Origin of the sequence: Caulobacter zeae (assembly GCF_002858925.1) — a bacterium.
GTDB classification, from domain to species: Bacteria; Pseudomonadota; Alphaproteobacteria; order Caulobacterales; family Caulobacteraceae; genus Caulobacter; species Caulobacter zeae.
The window spans coordinates 264,732-279,897 of sequence record NZ_PJRS01000011.1; the positions used below are offsets into that span (position 1 = coordinate 264,732).

Annotated in this window: 19 protein-coding genes, 1 tRNA gene and 1 pseudogene; 15 read left to right on the top strand and 6 right to left on the bottom strand. The window is 65.5% G+C overall.

Annotation, left to right across the window (positions count from 1 at the left end; genetic code table 11):
* The first annotated feature begins 121 nt into the window (after positions 1-121).
* Positions 122-196, top strand: a tRNA-Val gene (locus SGCZBJ_RS05980).
* Between the two features lie 328 nt (positions 197-524).
* Here SGCZBJ_RS05980 and SGCZBJ_RS26335 read toward each other — a convergent pair.
* The gene (locus tag SGCZBJ_RS26335; RefSeq protein ID WP_276308932.1) at positions 525-656 is read right to left on the bottom strand and encodes a hypothetical protein; all 132 of its coding nucleotides are present in this window, start codon (positions 654-656) and stop codon (positions 525-527) included.
* Positions 657-735: 79 nt separating this feature from the next.
* Here SGCZBJ_RS26335 and SGCZBJ_RS05985 point away from each other — a divergent pair, with 79 nt between their 5' ends.
* Complete coding sequence (locus tag SGCZBJ_RS05985; RefSeq protein WP_133149195.1) at positions 736-1,020, top strand: hypothetical protein; 285 nt, start codon at positions 736-738, stop codon at positions 1,018-1,020.
* 8 nt (positions 1,021-1,028) lie between these two features.
* On the opposite strand, the gene SGCZBJ_RS05990 is transcribed toward SGCZBJ_RS05985, so the two are convergent.
* Positions 1,029-1,301, bottom strand: a complete 273-nt coding sequence (locus tag SGCZBJ_RS05990; RefSeq protein WP_240621421.1) for a DNA -binding domain-containing protein — start codon at positions 1,299-1,301, stop codon at positions 1,029-1,031.
* A gap of 601 nt (positions 1,302-1,902) precedes the next feature.
* Between SGCZBJ_RS05990 and SGCZBJ_RS26470 the strand changes: the two are divergent.
* The 4 genes and pseudogenes from SGCZBJ_RS26470 to SGCZBJ_RS06005 all read left to right on the top strand — a co-directional run.
* Positions 1,903-2,025: pseudogene (locus tag SGCZBJ_RS26470) on the top strand (DUF2285 domain-containing protein); the annotation flags it as partial.
* An 82-nt stretch (positions 2,026-2,107) separates the two neighbouring features.
* A complete protein-coding gene (locus SGCZBJ_RS26340; RefSeq protein ID WP_276308933.1) occupies positions 2,108-2,236 on the top strand; it encodes a hypothetical protein in 129 nt (42 codons plus the stop codon).
* A 219-nt stretch (positions 2,237-2,455) separates the two neighbouring features.
* Entirely contained in the window at positions 2,456-2,662 is a 207-nt protein-coding gene (locus SGCZBJ_RS06000) for a nuclear transport factor 2 family protein (RefSeq protein ID WP_101717102.1), read from the top strand.
* 237 nt (positions 2,663-2,899) lie between these two features.
* Positions 2,900-3,343 (top strand): VOC family protein, encoded by a 444-nt coding sequence (locus SGCZBJ_RS06005; RefSeq protein WP_205685320.1) that lies wholly within the window; start codon positions 2,900-2,902, stop codon positions 3,341-3,343.
* A gap of 3 nt (positions 3,344-3,346) precedes the next feature.
* On the opposite strand, the gene SGCZBJ_RS06010 is transcribed toward SGCZBJ_RS06005, so the two are convergent.
* Positions 3,347-3,661, bottom strand: a complete 315-nt coding sequence (locus SGCZBJ_RS06010) for a MarR family transcriptional regulator (RefSeq protein WP_101717103.1) — start codon at positions 3,659-3,661, stop codon at positions 3,347-3,349.
* Between the two features lie 66 nt (positions 3,662-3,727).
* Between SGCZBJ_RS06010 and SGCZBJ_RS06015 the strand changes: the two genes are divergently transcribed.
* The 3 genes from SGCZBJ_RS06015 (at position 3,728) to SGCZBJ_RS06025 (ending at position 5,656) form a co-directional block, all read left to right on the top strand.
* A complete protein-coding gene (locus SGCZBJ_RS06015) occupies positions 3,728-4,087 on the top strand; it encodes a VOC family protein (RefSeq protein ID WP_101717104.1) in 360 nt (119 codons plus the stop codon).
* Between the two features lie 319 nt (positions 4,088-4,406).
* Entirely contained in the window at positions 4,407-5,213 is an 807-nt protein-coding gene (locus SGCZBJ_RS06020; RefSeq protein WP_338065443.1) for an SDR family NAD(P)-dependent oxidoreductase, read from the top strand.
* Positions 5,214-5,278: 65 nt separating this feature from the next.
* Positions 5,279-5,656, top strand: coding sequence for an MAPEG family protein (locus SGCZBJ_RS06025; protein ID WP_101717106.1), 378 nt, complete (start codon positions 5,279-5,281; stop codon positions 5,654-5,656).
* Positions 5,657-5,681: 25 nt separating this feature from the next.
* Here the strand turns inward: SGCZBJ_RS06025 and SGCZBJ_RS06030 are convergent, their stop codons facing one another.
* A complete protein-coding gene (locus SGCZBJ_RS06030; RefSeq protein ID WP_101717107.1) occupies positions 5,682-6,044 on the bottom strand; it encodes a winged helix-turn-helix transcriptional regulator in 363 nt (120 codons plus the stop codon).
* A 167-nt stretch (positions 6,045-6,211) separates the two neighbouring features.
* On the opposite strand from SGCZBJ_RS06030, the gene SGCZBJ_RS06035 reads away from it, so the two are divergent.
* The 6 genes from SGCZBJ_RS06035 (at position 6,212) to SGCZBJ_RS06060 (ending at position 11,187) form a co-directional block, all read left to right on the top strand.
* Positions 6,212-6,628, top strand: coding sequence for a DoxX family protein (locus SGCZBJ_RS06035; RefSeq protein ID WP_101717108.1), 417 nt, complete (start codon positions 6,212-6,214; stop codon positions 6,626-6,628).
* 546 nt (positions 6,629-7,174) lie between these two features.
* Positions 7,175-8,917 (top strand): hypothetical protein, encoded by a 1,743-nt coding sequence (locus SGCZBJ_RS06040; protein WP_205685321.1) that lies wholly within the window; start codon positions 7,175-7,177, stop codon positions 8,915-8,917.
* A 50-nt stretch (positions 8,918-8,967) separates the two neighbouring features.
* Positions 8,968-9,360 carry a hypothetical protein gene (locus SGCZBJ_RS26020; RefSeq protein ID WP_240621422.1) on the top strand — a complete coding sequence of 131 codons (393 nt, stop codon included), beginning with the start codon at positions 8,968-8,970 and terminating at the stop codon, positions 9,358-9,360.
* A gap of 141 nt (positions 9,361-9,501) precedes the next feature.
* Positions 9,502-10,053, top strand: coding sequence for a type 1 glutamine amidotransferase domain-containing protein (locus SGCZBJ_RS06050; protein WP_101717109.1), 552 nt, complete (start codon positions 9,502-9,504; stop codon positions 10,051-10,053).
* Between the two features lie 371 nt (positions 10,054-10,424).
* Positions 10,425-10,913: an Hsp20 family protein gene (locus SGCZBJ_RS06055; RefSeq protein WP_165799252.1), complete on the top strand. Its 489-nt coding sequence runs from the start codon at positions 10,425-10,427 to the stop codon at positions 10,911-10,913.
* Positions 10,914-10,923: 10 nt separating this feature from the next.
* Positions 10,924-11,187 carry a hypothetical protein gene (locus SGCZBJ_RS06060; RefSeq protein WP_101717111.1) on the top strand — a complete coding sequence of 88 codons (264 nt, stop codon included), beginning with the start codon at positions 10,924-10,926 and terminating at the stop codon, positions 11,185-11,187.
* Positions 11,188-11,510: 323 nt separating this feature from the next.
* Here the strand turns inward: SGCZBJ_RS06060 and SGCZBJ_RS06070 are convergent, their stop codons facing one another.
* Together SGCZBJ_RS06070 and SGCZBJ_RS06075 are read right to left on the bottom strand one after the other, a co-directional pair.
* Complete coding sequence (locus SGCZBJ_RS06070) at positions 11,511-11,873, bottom strand: CZB domain-containing protein (RefSeq protein ID WP_101717112.1); 363 nt, start codon at positions 11,871-11,873, stop codon at positions 11,511-11,513.
* A gap of 647 nt (positions 11,874-12,520) precedes the next feature.
* The gene (locus tag SGCZBJ_RS06075; RefSeq protein WP_205685322.1) at positions 12,521-15,013 is read right to left on the bottom strand and encodes a TonB-dependent receptor plug domain-containing protein; all 2,493 of its coding nucleotides are present in this window, start codon (positions 15,011-15,013) and stop codon (positions 12,521-12,523) included.
* Between the last annotated feature and the right edge of the window lie 153 nt (positions 15,014-15,166).

Here is a 15,166-nt window from a genome sequence, read left to right on the forward strand (position 1 = left end):
GTTCGGGAAAACTTCTCGGAAAAAGTTTTCGAGGCGGCTTGCGCCCCGGCCAAGCCGCCGCTATACCCCCACACCTTCCCGGCCGGGACGCCTTCACGAAGGCGCTTCGGATCGCTTCGGCGGACGCGTAGCTCAGCGGGAGAGCACTACGTTGACATCGTAGGGGTCACAGGTTCAATCCCTGTCGCGTCCACCATCTCCTTTTCTCAGTGATATCAAAGGCTTACGCCAAGTTATTGGGCGTAACTGGTCGTTGATTATCTGAGTTACCCCCGAAAAACCCCTGATATAGGGACCGTGGCGCGGCTCCCCTTTGGTCATGCCCGGCCCGTGTCGACGGCCCAGGCCGAGCGCCAGCGTCAACCGGCTGGCGGCGCGGTCTGCCGCCAGATGCGTGGCAAGCGGGGTGGCCAACGCATTCGCTGCTGACTTCAAGCAGACTGGATCTGGAAATCTGCTGGAAGCCGGCGCGCCGACCTCGGCAAGGCTCAAGGTCGGCGCAGGATAGCTCCAGCGCTAAATCGCTAAGGCAGCGGTACGCCCGAGCCCAGCAGCGAACGCTCGGCTATCGCCTGGTGGGCCCGAGCGGCTTCGGCCAGCGGGAAGGTGGTGATGGTCAGCGATCCGAACACGCCGCGGCGATAAGCGTCGAACACCTCGCCGGCCAGGCGCCGCCCTGGGTGGCGTCCGAGGAGGATTGCCGGGCGATCTGACCGGCGAGGCCGGGCCGCAGGCGTGGACAAGGCCGGCCCGCGCCGTTTTTATTCCGCCATGGACATGGAGGCCGAAGCCGACGCGCTGCTGGCGCGCATCCGCAGGATCCGAGGCGATCTCAAGGCCGGCCGGCTGACGCCCAGGCAGGTGCGGCTCTACGCCAAGCTGGGCCGGGAGGTCGAGCGGATCACCCGCTGGATGGACGCCGCGCCCGACGCCGACGCGGCCCAGGCGCTGTGGACGCAGGGGGCGCGGCTGATCCGGGACTTCCTGGACGAGCATTTCCCCGTCCCGACGCGGCACTGAGCCGCGCGTCAGTCCTCGGCCCTGCCTTCAAGCAGCAGGAGGCGGTAGCCGACCTCGGTCATCCACCGGGCCCGGCGCAGATGACTCTCCCAGCAGGCGCGCGCCGCGCCCGGGTCGTCTTCGGCGCAGCGGCCCAGCACCAGCCTGGCGGCCTCGCGCCAGTCGGCGCCGGCCTGATCGGCGTCCAGCAGCCGCAGATAGACCGCCAGATGCTCCTGGTCGTAGGCCGTCAGACTGTCGGACCAGACGACCTCGTCAGCGATGTCGGGCTGCAGTTGCAAGACGCTGATCCGTGGCCGCCCGTCGGCCGGGCGAGGGTCAGACAAGCCCCTGGGCCGGTGGGATGCAAGCCGGTCCGTCGGCTCGACAGGCTCGGCCGCGGCGCCGACACTCGCCATGGGGGGCCTGCTTGACGGGTCGCCATGGCGGACGAGGACGAGCAAGGCAGGGACTGGCGCGCGGCCGAGACCTATCGGCCGCTCCTGTGCGCCGACGCCTCGTCCTGGGCCTGGGAGTTCGCCCGCCGGGGACAGGTCGCCGAGCCCGGGGCGGCGAGGGACACCGAAGACCTCTGTTTCGCGGCGGCGGGCGCGGCCGGCGTCGAGGGGCCGTTGGCGCTTTGGCGCTTCGGGGCCGATCCGAGCATTCCCGTCTTTCAGGCCGAGCCCGCGCGCGGCGGGCGGGCCGACGCCATCGAGGTCGCCGCCCTGGGCCTGCCGACCCTGGTGGTGACCAGCCAGGTCGGCGACCAGCACGTCCTGGTCGCCGACGGACCGCGGCGGCTGCGGTTCGCGGTGACCCGCGGCGACGTGCTCGAAGGCCCGGTGCGCCTGGGTTTCATGCTGCCCTCGCCGGCGGGTCGGCGCGGCGAGCCTGGCGGCCGTGCGCGGGCTCCTGGCCCTGCGCGACACCGGCCGCCTGCCGGCGCCGGTCGAGGACGGAGTGGCGAGGACCGGGCGCTGGCTGCGCGCCCTGCGGGCCCTGGACGCTCGACGCGCGGGGGCCAGCCAGAGGCAGATCGCCGGCGTGATCTTCGGCGAGGACCGCGTGGCCGAGGACTGGAACGGTCCCGTCCGACTACATGCGCATGCGGGTCCAGCGACTGGTGCGGTCGGCCGAGCGCCTGGCGTCAGGCGGCTACCGCGCCGCCTTTGGCCTGCGCCCGCCGCAAGGGTTGGCCCGACGGACGGCGGCGATCTGGCGCTCGAGCCGCTGAGGGCGGGCGAGCCGCCGCCACAAGTCTGTGGATGGTTTTCGCCGCGCCTTCGGGGCGGCCCACGATGCGCCGGCTGGCCTCACCGATCGTGCCGGACTCCGGCACGCCTGGACGGATGATCGGCACGCCCTCGATTCATTTGGCCTTCGCGCCGCTCCGGCGCGGCCCCGGCGGCGGCGCCCGATTTCTCCGCGCCCCGGCTTGAGGCTCAATCCGGGCATGGCCAAGCACCGTGTGACCCGCCCGGAAGACGGCGACAAAGTCGCCGCCTTCGGGGTCTATTCGGGGACATATCGCGCCACTGGCAAGGCCATGACCGCGACCTTCGCTCACCTCTACACGTTCAAGGACGGCAAGATCGTTCGCATGGAGCAGTACGTGGACAGCGCCACCGTTCAGCGGGCTCTAACCTACCCACCCGCCTAACGCCCCTGATCGAGCGCGCGGCTGAAGGTCGAGTTTCTGCAGGTGCGCCAACGTCCGTTCATGGCGCCAGCCAGCCGATCCGCGACTTCATCAGCAGCGACCCCGCCCAGGCTCGTGCAAACGCGATCTACAATCGCTGCTATAGCAATTGTTGCTTCCGGTGCGCGTTAGGCGCCACCCGATCTATAACGTTGACGCAGGGTTGGACCTGCTTGGGACCTGCGGGGAGCACCATGAATGCAGGCGTTCTTGAAACCAGTCTACGCGATCACCTTCGCGCTTACCTGGCAGGGGGCGGCCATGGCTGAGCCGATCGGTCGTGTTACCGGCATTGGCGGCGTGTTCGTCAAAAGCAAGGATTCCAAAGCCCTGGCAAACTGGTATCGCGATGTCCTTGGTTTGGATGTCGCCGACTGGGGCGGCGCGGCGCTGCCTTACAATGCGCCGGGCCACCCACCTAAGATCTCCTGGATGGCTTTCCCAGAGACCTCGGACCATATGGCGCCATCAACGCGCGAGTTCATGGTCAACTTCGCCGTGGATGACATGGATGCGATCATCGCTCGGTTGCGGGCGTCACACGTCGCCATTTTAAAGCGCGACGACGACAATGCCTTCGGACGGTTTGCCTGGGTGCAAGACCCCGACGGCACGCTGGTTGAGTTGTGGCAGCCTAAATGAGTCCTACGGACCTGGCGCGGGTTCGGCCCCACGCCGCCAGGGGGCCAGAACCTCGTAGCGGGTCGCGTCGGTGGCGCCGGACCGGGTGGGGCGTATCAGGTCTCGCTCGGCAAGATGGACCACCGCTGCCTGAACGCTGCGCTTTGACAGGCCGGTCCGCTCCGCCAACTGGGCGTGACTGAGGCGAGGGCGGGTATCGCTCAGGGCCGCTAAGGCTAGATAGACCAGAAACGCCGAGGCCCGGTGATCGTGACCCACCAGGTCGCGCATGAGAGTGTCGAGGACATAGGCGTCCACCGTGTACTGCTTGTTGCTCATCGGACTAGCCGATACCACGCGGGTGTCTGGTCGCAAGTTGACGGCCTGTGGCGCGGAAACTGTCTGGTGATCAAGAAGCTCAACTATGTTGGAATTCCAACCAGAGATCAGGAGCGGGCCCTAGCCTTTTGGACAGGCGTCATGGGATTTATCATCACGACGGATCGCCCGATCGGCGACAGGCGCTGGATTGAACTCTCCATCCCAGGCGCCCAAACCGGCATCTTGCTCTTCACGCCGGAAGGCCACGAAGACAGAGTTGGCACCTTTTTCAACGGCTCATTTGGCTGTGACAGCGTGCAGTACGAATACGAACGATTGTTGGAAAAGGGCGTGACCTTTTTGGCGCCGCCAGAGTTAAAGCCTTTCCCTCATGTCTATTTCCAGGATCCCGACGGGAATACGTTCTTTCTATCGAGCCGATGACGGATTACCTCTCAATTTGCCGGGTGGTTCATCTCACCGGAAGACAAGCTCACTGAGCGTCGCCTTCCTGGAGAGATCGTCGAGTCCGCAATTGGCGCAGCATCGCCGCGAAAGCTGCCATCGCTCTCTGCCGAGATAGGGGGGAGCGGACTCAGTGACCCTCACGCAAATATGTCCTTCACGTCGGCGTCAGCCGCGCCGACCGAATTCCAAGCCTGAGAAGTCCATTAGTATACAATTACATCCTTAGGGTGAAGATTTCATCCTTCTTTTCAATTTCGATCCAAGCCTACATTTCGATCTCTCCGAGCGAGCCGGTCTGCGTGCCCAAACGCGGACGGCAAAAACGAACACAGATGTTCGAGAGGAGAGTTCGATGACACGACTGAACGGAAAGGTCGCCATTGTGACCGGAGCGGGTCGGGGCATAGGCCGCGCCGTGGCGCAACGGTTCGCGGCCGAAGGCGCCAAGGTCGCCGTGGTGTCGCGCACGCCGCGGAACGTCGAGGAGGTCGTCGCCGGCATCAGGGCCAAGGGCGGAGAAGCGATCGGGGTCGTCTGCGACATCTCCGATGCTGCTCAGATTGCCGCCGCCATCGACCAGGTCGCCAGCGCCTTTGGCCGGATCGATATTCTGGTGAACAATGCGTTCGATCCCTCCGTCGTGATGGCCCCGGTGACGGACCTCGCCATCGAGCAACTCCAGCGCAATTTCGAGGTCGGTCCGATCGCCTATCTGCGCCTGATGCAGGCCTGTCATCCCCACCTGAAAGCGAGCGGCGGGGGCCGGGTGATCAATCTGGCGTCCATTGCCGGGGTCACCGGCATGGCGGGCTACGCGCCCTATGCCATGGCCAAGGAAGCTGTCCGGGCCCTAACCCGCGTCGCCGCCCGGGAGTGGGGAAAAGATGCGATCACCGTCAACAACATCCTGCCGATCGCAAACACGCTCGAAGAGATCCCCGAAACGGGTGTTCCGAGGATTCAGTCCCCGCTGGAACGGATGGGGTCTCCCGAGGACGATATCGCGCCGGTCGTCCTGTTCCTCGCCAGCGCCGAATCCCGCTTCATCACCGGCTACAGCCTGTCCCCGGACGGCGGGGCGATGATCGACGGCGCGCGCTGACGGGCAATCCGCCCGGCGACAGGTCGGGCTACGCTCATCCCATCCTCTGACATTCGGGAGGCCTTATGGCCGATCTGCCCATTACATCCCTGTTCGCAGGGGGCTTCGCGCTGGCCCTGGTCGGCCTTTCGCTCATGGTGACCCTGCGTCGCGTGAAGACGACGATCCTGCTTGGCGAAGGCGATGACGTAAGCTTGCGTCGCCGTGTCCGGGCCCAGGCGAACTTCATCGAATATGTGCCGCTCGGGTTCATCGTACTGGCCCTGATCGAACTGCGGGGCCTACCTGCCGTCGCCATCCTCTCGCTGGGGACAGCGCTTGCGGTCGGTCGGCTGCTGCACGCCGTAGGCATGTACAGGGACACCCCAGTCCTCCGCGGGCTGGGCATCCTGGCGACCTACGGCGTGCTCGCCGGCGGCGGACTTATTCTTTTCGCTCTCTGATCCCGCTTTCGGACGCGCCTTCCGGTCAGGTCGATCTCTTGCGACCTGGGCCGGCCGACTTCCTGGGAAGGCTTGAGCCGTACTCCAGCCACCATGCCGTCAGGGCTTCCATCGTTGCGCCCAGGGCGCGTGCCTTGGCCGTCATCTCGTATTCGACGCGGGGCGGCACCTCCGCGAAGACCGTCCGTGAGACCAGGCCGTCGGCTTCCAACTCCCGCAGTTGGGCGGTGAGCATGTGCTGGGTGATCCCCGGTATGGCTTTGCGCAGTTCGCCGAAGCGATGGATGCGCTGGTTGAGCAGCCACATGATCTCGAGCTTCCACTTGCCCGACAGCATCGCGAAGGCGCGGCGCATCTCCTCCTGCATGGTGGCGACAATCTCGGACATTAGTCAGAACTTCCATACTTGCTGTCGCAAATTCATCCTACTTGCAACAGATCATCATAGTGGACAGGTTCGATACAGGCTCCTGAACGATGTCGCAATCTGCCGGACTGCCAGGCTCACGCTTTGTCGAACAATCTCGCCAAGACATTGGCGACGGGAAACACCTCATGGCCGCCACCTATACGTACTGGATCAGCACCGCGCTCCTGTCGGCGCTGTATCTCTCATCCGCATTTCTCTACCTGACCAAGAAGGACTTCGTCCAAAAGGCGCAGGCCGATCTGGGTTATCAGGCCCCCCATCTGATCCCGCTGATGATCGTCGTGAAGATCCTCGGACCTGCGGCTATCCTGACGCGCGTCAGCGTGCCGCTCAGCGATCTGGCTTATGCCGGTATGTTCTATCACCTGATCCTGTCGGGAATGGCCCATCTGGGCGTGCGTAGCTTCAAGGGGGCGGCGCCCGCCGTCATTGGCCTGGCGCTGCTGGCTGCGTCGTTCGCAACCCAGAACGACGCGCGCCAAGCGCCGTCGCCCTACGCTCTTGCCGCAGCGGCGCATCCGGCGATTTTGAAGGAACACTAATAGACCAGCCGTACAGGCCGTTGGTCATCCAGCAATACGTCGGCGAGCGCCAAAAGCGAACGGCGCCGACTTCCGCAAAGGATCTCTCGCCCTTGTGCATGGCGGGCTGAATGTCCGCTTGCTGGAAGGAGGCCAATGGCAGCAACTGGCGCGACCCGGCCAGCGATACAGACCTCCGGCTCGGCAGAGAAGGGTGGACTGATGTCATTGGCTTGGTCTGCTGTCGCCCTGCCAAGCGCGCTAGACAAATTAGCCGCGCTCAGCCTTCAAGCGAATACGTAGGCCGCTGGGCCGTCGAAGCCGAGGCCACGTGTATTACTGGCGCGATCTCGCCCGAGGGTTCGAACGTGCATGCGATCGTGATCCGCCGCAAGTCCGCGCCGTGTCGCGCGAGCGCAGCGCTCCTCAGCTCAAAGATCGGCCTAGTCCCGCCCTAGAAATGCTCGCAATAAGGGTGTGAAAATAAATACATCTCAAGAGTGCGTGGTGTTGTGTTTTCCGGCTCAGGCAAGCGGTCGTGTGGGCGATCGCGAATGGGGACACATCATGCGCGCATCGATCCTCGGCAAGCTGGGCGCCGCCGTAGCCTTCACCCTTGGCGTGGGAGCGGCCGTGCCGGGCGGGGCCTTCACCCAGAGCGTCAGCCTGGGGCCCGTCAACGCCGTGCCGATGGGACACGAGTGGCTGACCCGCATGTCGGCCATCGAGCTGCTTGGCTATTCGCCGGCCAGCGCGCCCGACCTGCCCGACCCCAACGACCCGCGGCGCGGCTGGACCGTGGGCGGCGGCAAGGCCTGGAACACCGTCCTGAACGGTCCTGGCCAGGCCGAGGCCCAGCGCATCCGCAGCCAGCGATGGAACGACACCCGCTATGCCTCGCGCTACAAGGCCGTCTACGACGCCATCATCGGCGAACGCTGGGTCGACCTGGCCGGCTACAGCGTCGCCGAATCGAAGAAGTGCTGGGACGCCGTGGCCCAGGAGCCGGCCGAGGTGCAGTACGATCACTTCATGCGCCGCTACGACGACAACGGCCCGGACGGCGGCGTACGCGCGGCCAAAACCTCGCAACAGCGCTTCGTCGACTACTTCGTCGCCGCCGCCACGGCGCCCAAGTCGAACATCGCGGTCTATGACGGCGGGGTGACCTCGTCGCTGGTGACGGTCGACCGTAACTACTTCCTGTTCGGCCGGGCCGTGCACCTCTTCCAGGACTCGTTCAGCTCCGAGCACACGGTGCGGATCGCCAGCGACAACTATATCAAGGTGCGTGAGGTCAAGAGCTACCTGTGCGCGCTTGGCTCCGAGCAGCACAGCCACTCGAACTGGGCCGTGGCCGTCGACTATTCCAGCGGCGACGTGATCTGGAAGGCCACGGTTGACGGGCGGCTGAACCCCAGCTGGGACGCCTATAAGGCCAGCAACATGAAGCCGACGGCCCTTGTCGCGACCGAAGCCAGCAAGGACCTTTGGGCCGCCTTCATCCGCACCATGGGCCTGCCGCCGGCCCAGCGCGCCGCCGCCGCCCGGGCCGAGGCCAACACCCTGGTCAAGAACTGGCTGAGCTACGACGAGACCGAGATGCGCGGCTGGTACGCCAACGCCGCCAACCGTGGCGACACCTATGTGCTGGCCGCCGGACAGACCGGCAAGGGAATGACCCAGGCCCAGTGCATGAGCAAACTGGACTTCGGAACCACCGACCAGGCCGCGGCGGTCCGCCAGTTGCAGGACACCCAGCGCCAGTGCCTCTACAACGCCCTGCCCAATCCCGGCTATGAGGACCAGTTCGATCCGCAGACCCGGATCTGGTACAACTGGCGCTGGCGCAACGGGCCGATCGCGCCCATGAGCCCGACGCCCGCCGGCTGGCAGATCCCGACCCAACCGGCCAGCACCAGCACGGTCGTGCGGATCCAGAGCGTGGCCAACGGCAAGTACATGATCGCCCCGGACGGGGTGGTCCCCGACTCGCTGATCTACAATCGCGACGGAACGCCGCTTGACTTCGCCCGGATCGGGCCCAACACCAACACGATGTTCCGATCCGCCCAGGACCCGATGCTGTTCCTCGACTACCGGGCCTTGACCGGGGCGGTGAAGCTGTTCGCCCCCGGCAACGGGACCCAGCCAGCCATCTACGACCTGCAGAGCGCCGGCCAGGGCACGTCGATCCGCAACACCTACTGGAACCAGTACATCTGGCTGTCGGGCGACGAACCTTATCTGACGCGCACGGGCAACCCTAAGAACGCCAACGCCCAGTGGCGTATCCAAGCCCAACCTTAAGGACGAGCGTGACGTGCGCTTCTAGGCGCAATTTGCGCGGACGGGTCTGGATGAAGCGTTCGGCCTTGCCGTTAAGGCCGGGTGCTTACATGCCTTGCCCATGCGTGGGCGAGGATGTCGATCCCGCCCCGACGCTTGAGCGCCGCTTTGGCGAAGCGCTCACCGTCTTCGGCCGCATGGTGTGTGGTGGGTATGAGGCTAAGGGCGTTTCAGAGAAGGAAGTCGAGCGACGGGCCTGGGCCACGGTCAACAAGGACGACGGCGGCGGCAAGAAGCAGGGCGGCTCCGGACGCGGAAAGTCCACGGGTCATCCGGCGGCGCATAAGGGCGGCAAGGCGGGGGGCAAAGCGTCGGCCCATCGCAGCGCCGCCGACCGCTCGGCCTCGGCCAAGAAGGCGGCCGCGACGCGCAAGCGCAACGCCGAGCATCACGCCCATAACTGAGGGCGTTTAGCACCTCGAACGGCGCCGAAATCTCGGAAACGGCTTCTGGCTTTTCCGCTGTCGGCGCTGATTGGAACCGCCGCTCGCCAGACCGGGTTTCCGCCAAGACTTTATCCCTGCCGCTTACCGAGGAGTCCTCCCATGCCCGATCAAACCCTGGCTGGCCTAAAGGTCGCCGTGCTCGCCACCGACGGCTTCGAGCAGTCGGAGCTTGAAAAGCCGGTCGAGGCCCTGAAGGCCGCCGGCGCGCAGGTCGAGGTCGTCTCGCCCAAGGGCGGGCAGATCCAAGGCTGGGAACACCATGACAAGGGCCGCACGGTGCTTGTCGATCGCGAACTCTCGGCCGCCAAGCCTGAAGACTACGACTCCATCGTCCTGCCGGGCGGGGTGATGAACCCCGACGCCCTGCGGCTGGAGCCCAAGGCCATCGACTTCATCAAGCATTTCGTGACGACGAAGAAGCCGATCGCCGCGATCTGCCACGGGCCCTGGACCCTGATCAACGCCGGCGCCGTCAAGGGGAAGGAGATGACCTCGTGGCCGTCGCTGGAAGCCGACCTGAAGAACGCCGGCGCAAACTGGGTCGACCAGGACGTGGTGGTCGACAACGGCCTGGTCACCTCGCGCAAGCCCGACGACCTACCGGCCTTTTGCGCCAAGATGGTCGAGGAATTCGCCGAAGGCCGCCACTAGGCGCATTTCTCCGGCGACCATTTCAAGATGGGAAGCCGTGCTGAGCGCGCGGCCTCCCCAGGCTTTCGCGTTTGGGGACTGAGACGACCAGGCGCAAGGTCTCACGCGGGTCGTGTTTGGTCGCCGAGATCACCGCTCAGGATGATCGTTGACCTAACCTCCAACAGTGATGCACAGCTGCGAGGTTAAGCCTTGGGTTCAGGCCGTGCAACGCTTCGGTTCACGGATCGAAAAATTTCTGATGCGAGCGTCTTGACGCTTTTCGGCCGCGTCCTAATTCATCGCCTGCTTGCCGGGCGCCGACAGGGCTTGGCCCTGGGGCGCGGAGCGCGTGGCTCGGCGCCCCTCATGTCCAACTTACTTTCGAGGAGATGGAAATGAGCACTGTTTTTGATTTCAGCCCTCTCTACAGCTCCATGATCGGTGTGGATCGCATGGTCGATCTCGTCGAGACCGCGCTCCGCACCGAGGTGAGCGCCAGCTATCCTCCGTTCGACATCGAGAAAACCGGCGAGACCGCCTACCGCATTTCGCTGGCGGTCGCGGGCTTCGCGCCGAAGGATCTCGAGGTGGTGGCCCAGCCCAATCTCCTGGTGATCAAGGGCCGAAGGGCGGCGAACGAAGACCTGGGCGCGCGAACCTTCCTTCACCAGGGCCTGGCCCACCGCGCGTTCGAGCGCCGGTTCGAGCTGGCCGACTATGTCATGGTCAAGGACGCCGTCCATGCCCATGGCGTCTTGTCGATCGATCTGGTCCGCGAGGTGCCCGAGGCCTTGAAACCCAAGCAGATCGCGATCGGGGTCGGCGCGCGCCAACAGGCGCTGGAGCTCAAGCCGCCTAAGGCGCGCAAGGCCGCGTAAGGAGCTGGCCATGCGCACGCACACCCATGCAAACGACCGGGCTCGGCCATGGCCCGTTCGGCCGGCGGTCGGCTTCCTCCACCCCTTGGAGGTGCTGAAGGATCAAGATCTCGATCTCGCCGAAAAGCGCGAAATCCTGGCGGCCTGGGCGTCGGAGGCCAGCGCGGTCGAGCACCGGCCCAGTCAGAGATGGCTCTTGGGAACGCCCGCGCCTGTGCCGCTCAGCGAGGTCCTGTCCGCGCTGCGCCGCCTGGACCGCGACATGTTCTCTTGAGTTGGGGCGGGCGGCCGGCCAGCGGAGGGCCGGCCGCTACTTCGCTCCGCTCACTGTTTTGCGCTATGACCATGCCTTGTTTCATCTTTGTCGAGCCGTCGAGCGACGGCTGGATCGTTCGCGGCGACTTGAGCGGCGGTCCCCTCAAGTTTGCCACCGGCGCCCGCGCCGAGCAGGCCGCGCGTGACTTGGCCCATCGCCTGGCGGACGCCGGGGAGCCTGTGGTCTTGGAGATCCGACTGCGTGATGGCGCGCGCGCCGGCCGCTTCTTGTTTCCATCTCACGGGGCGCAAACCGGGGCGGCCTTGGCGCGGCGGGCTTAGCTAGGCCGCAACCGATCCTGCCGTCGCCCGCATTCGCCTTAAGGCGGCGGCGAAGTCCGCAACCGCCAGAACGAAGGGCGATCCCTGCCGAAGCGATCTTCGAGCCTCGGTCCACTGCCCGCGATTGATCTGGTCGGCAACCAAACCCGCCTGCTGGTGGAAGGCGCGATGGCTTTCCAGCAAGCCTAGGAAGGCATGGTTGCCGGCCCAACGCCGGGCGCCCTCGCCGTGGATCCAGCAACCTAGGGGGCAATGTCGATCCGATCGCAAGGCGGCGGGATCGACGGGGCGGCGCTCGTTGAGGGCCGCGGCGAGCGCTTCGCGAATGTGGTGGTGGTGGTGTGCGTGTTCCTGAAAATCCATTGACCAAACCTCACGGCTTAATCCAAGGGCCGGGTTGTCGCGCAGGATGGTTTCCGGTTGGTTTTCGCTGGATCGATGTCCACAGTTTGATAGGTCTGATGCACGGCCTTTCAAGCGTTCGCACCGCGTTTCTTCCTCGCGAACCGTCGCGCTGTCAGATGTGGGCGGAAGGTCCAGTTCCGGGAGATGCGCCAATGTCAGCGACTGGCGCGACCACGCCTGATCCGCGGCCGTTCGGCTATCGGCTCGAGCCCTGGGATGATCGGGCTACTTTGTTGTTCTATCTCAACCAGGCTGAGGCGTATCTGGGCAGCCGATGCTGTCGGCCCTCTACGGCGCTTGGGCGGCGCGGACGGGCGACCGCCCCTGGCGCTCAAGCTTCTGGATGAGCGCTTGGTGACGGGTCGGAAGGCGCTGACGGCGAGGGTTGCGGGACGTAGCGGTAGGCTTTGCGTGCGTCGCTGACATCGTCCTTTCCGGTGGCTGCGACGTCGCGGCTGCGGATGACGAGCGATTGAGGCGGCTTCGTGCGGATTAGCCGCCCAGTGGCGATGTAGTCGGGCTGGATGGAAAAACGGCCAGGAAGGCCCTGGCCGTTTCCCAATTCGCCGCCGTCTCGCGAGGAGGCGACAAGGCCGTGTGAGGGCCTAGTACTTCACCTTCAGGCGCGCGTACCAGAAGCCGCCGTTCATGCCGAACGGACCGCCCGAGCGCGGATAGATCTGGCCGTCGGCCGTGCTGCCGGTGATCGCGTAGATCGGGTTGGCCGTGGTCGGGGCCAGCTTGTCCGGGTACTCGTCGAACAGATTGTTGGCGCCGACGGTCAGGGTGTACTTCTCCGCGACCGTGTAGCTGACGTCGAGGTCGGCGGTGACCTTCGAGCCGAACTTCTGGCCCGGATAGTCCTGGTTGGTGCTCCAGCTGCTGTAGTAGTTGCCGCGGGCGTTGATCGTGAAGCCGGAGACCTCGTAACCGGCCGAGACATTGGCCCGGTGCTTGGGCGTGATGTTCTCGATGTCGTAGATCCGATCGGCGCCGATGGCGATGGGATCGAACTTGGTGACCTCGCTCTTGTTGTAGCTGTAGGCGAACGTCAGGCTCAGCGGATTGTCCAGCAGTTCGGTGCGATAGCTGGCGACCGCGTCGATGCCCTTGGTCTCGGTGTCGAAGCCGTTGGTGAAGTAGGCCACGGCGCCGCCGACGCCGACCGCAGCCAGCGCAGGCTGGGCGGCGATGTCGGCCGCATCCACGTCGAAGGTGCTGGTGATGCTGATGCGGTCCTTCACCTTGATGAAGTAGCCGTCGACAGTGAGCGTGAAGTTGCTGATCGGGTTGAAGATGAACCCGACGCCGTAGTTGGTGGACTTCTCAGGCGTCAGGGTCTTGGCGCCGAAATACTGCGCGATGGCGCTGGTCACCGGATAGGTGCCGGTCTGGACCTGCTCGCCGCCGGGGGCGAACGCCGTCGTCAGGATCTCGGTGTTGCTTTGCCCCGGAGACGGGGCGTGGAAGCCGGTGCCCACGGTGCCGCGCACGGAGAACATGTCGGAGAACTCGTAGAGGCCGTTGACCTTGCCCACGAAGGTGTCGCCGAAGGTGTCGTAGTCCTCGTAGCGTCCCGCGACGCCGACCGTGAAAGCCTCGGTGACGTCGGTCTCGGCGCCGAGATAGACGCCGTAGTTGCTCTGGGTCGAGGTCTTGGCCGAGGCTGGGCTGGTGCCGCCGTAGCCGCTGGCGCCGGGCGACTGGGAAGCCGTCTCGGGATTTCCGTTCACGATCGAGCGGGTGTAGACGCCGGGCGAAACCTGCACGTACAGCGGCTCCACCGCATAGGGACCCGCGGCGTAGGACTGAAGGTCGCCGGCGGTCGCTTCGTACTCCTCGTGCCGGAACTCGGCGCCGCCCGACAGGGTGACCGGGCTCGCGAAGCCGACTTCCAGCGGATAGGTCAGGTCTAGGTTCAGGTTGGTTTCGCGCTGGATCAGCTTGCCGAACTTGAACTCCTTCTGGCTGGTCGGGCCGAAGGAGGCGTTGAGCGAGTGGGTCATCGCCAGGTCGAGGGAATTCTTAGCCACGGTCGCCGACAGATCATAGGTCAGGCCGCTGTCGGCCTTACCCCTGACGCCCATCGTCCCATAGAACTGCTCGACCTCGCCCTGGAAGCGCGGCGTGAAGCCCGCCGGATAGACGGACGTGAAGTTGAAGACGTTGCCGTCCTTGACGAAGCCGCCCGTCGGGCAGGTGGCGTTGCCGGTCGGGCAAGGCGTCAGGTAGATCGGCGCGAAGGCCCCATTGCGCCCCGGCGAGCCCGTGGCCGGCGTGCCGGTGCCGTTGTCGATCGCCAGCGGCGTCGGCGCCGAGATCGGCGAGCGGTAGTTGAAGCTCTGGTCGGCCTCGCGATGCCCGACATTGGCCGTCAGGTAGATGCTGGTGTTGTCGTTGACGTCGTAGGAGGAGTTGACGAACAGCTTGTAGCCATTGGTCGGCGACGAGCCCCAGATCTGCGCCGGGCCGGGATAGTTGGGCAGCTGGTTGGCGAGCGTGGGATTGTTGGCTGCGAACACGGCCGCGATGGGCCGGGTGGCGCCGCGGCTGGTCTGGCCGTCGTCGAAATACTCGGCCGACACGTTGACGAAGCCCGCGTCGAACAGCTTGAAGCCGCCATTGACGGCGAACTGGTAGCTGTCGCCGTCGCCGGCGTAGGTCTGGCCATAGCGCGCCTGGGCCTCGAAGCCGCTGTCGGCGTCGCGCAGGCCGTAGTTGATGACGCCCCCGATCGCGTCCGAGCCGTACTGGGCGGTGGCGCCGTCGCGCAGGATCTGCAGGTTCTTCACCGCGATCGATGGGATCATCGACAGGTCGACGGCCTGCGCGCCCAGTGACAGCGCTGTGTCGCCGCCCGTGACCACCTGCACCAGCGCCGACCGATTGTAGCGCTTGCCGTTGATCATCACGAGCACCTGGTCGGCGCCGAGTCCGCGCAGGGACGGCGCGCGCACGAAGGTCGAGGCGTCGGAGATGGTGTTCTGGGGCACGTAGAACGACGGGACGAGGTTCTTGACCACGTCCAGCATGTCGGCGGCCGGCTGGCGGGCGAGTTCCTCGCCGCCGAACACATCGATCGGGGACGGCGAATCCACCACCGACCGGTCGGTTCTTCGCGTGCCCAGAACGATGACGGCTTCGAGTTCGGTCGCGGTCGGCTGAACCGGCTCGGCCGGCGCGTCCGTGGCCTGAGCCAGGCCAGTGCAAGCAAAGCTGATAGAAAGAGTTGAAATTCCAGAAAGCAGAAT

Coding starts and splice junctions, on each gene's coding strand:
- SGCZBJ_RS06010 (WP_101717103.1), bottom strand. CDS start 3,661: ATGAGCAACAAGCAGTACACGGTGGACGCCTATGTCCTCGACACTCTC.
- SGCZBJ_RS06005 (WP_205685320.1), top strand. CDS start 2,900: ATGCAGGCGTTCTTGAAACCAGTCTACGCGATCACCTTCGCGCTTACC.
- SGCZBJ_RS26340 (WP_276308933.1), top strand. CDS start 2,108: ATGCGGGTCCAGCGACTGGTGCGGTCGGCCGAGCGCCTGGCGTCAGGC.
- SGCZBJ_RS06070 (WP_101717112.1), bottom strand. CDS start 11,873: ATGGATTTTCAGGAACACGCACACCACCACCACCACATTCGCGAAGCG.
- SGCZBJ_RS26020 (WP_240621422.1), top strand. CDS start 8,968: ATGAAGCGTTCGGCCTTGCCGTTAAGGCCGGGTGCTTACATGCCTTGC.
- SGCZBJ_RS06035 (WP_101717108.1), top strand. CDS start 6,212: ATGGCCGCCACCTATACGTACTGGATCAGCACCGCGCTCCTGTCGGCG.
- SGCZBJ_RS06030 (WP_101717107.1), bottom strand. CDS start 6,044: ATGTCCGAGATTGTCGCCACCATGCAGGAGGAGATGCGCCGCGCCTTC.
- SGCZBJ_RS06060 (WP_101717111.1), top strand. CDS start 10,924: ATGCGCACGCACACCCATGCAAACGACCGGGCTCGGCCATGGCCCGTT.
- SGCZBJ_RS06040 (WP_205685321.1), top strand. CDS start 7,175: ATGCGCGCATCGATCCTCGGCAAGCTGGGCGCCGCCGTAGCCTTCACC.
- SGCZBJ_RS06025 (WP_101717106.1), top strand. CDS start 5,279: ATGGCCGATCTGCCCATTACATCCCTGTTCGCAGGGGGCTTCGCGCTG.
- SGCZBJ_RS06055 (WP_165799252.1), top strand. CDS start 10,425: ATGGAAATGAGCACTGTTTTTGATTTCAGCCCTCTCTACAGCTCCATG.
- SGCZBJ_RS06000 (WP_101717102.1), top strand. CDS start 2,456: ATGGCCAAGCACCGTGTGACCCGCCCGGAAGACGGCGACAAAGTCGCC.
- SGCZBJ_RS06050 (WP_101717109.1), top strand. CDS start 9,502: ATGCCCGATCAAACCCTGGCTGGCCTAAAGGTCGCCGTGCTCGCCACC.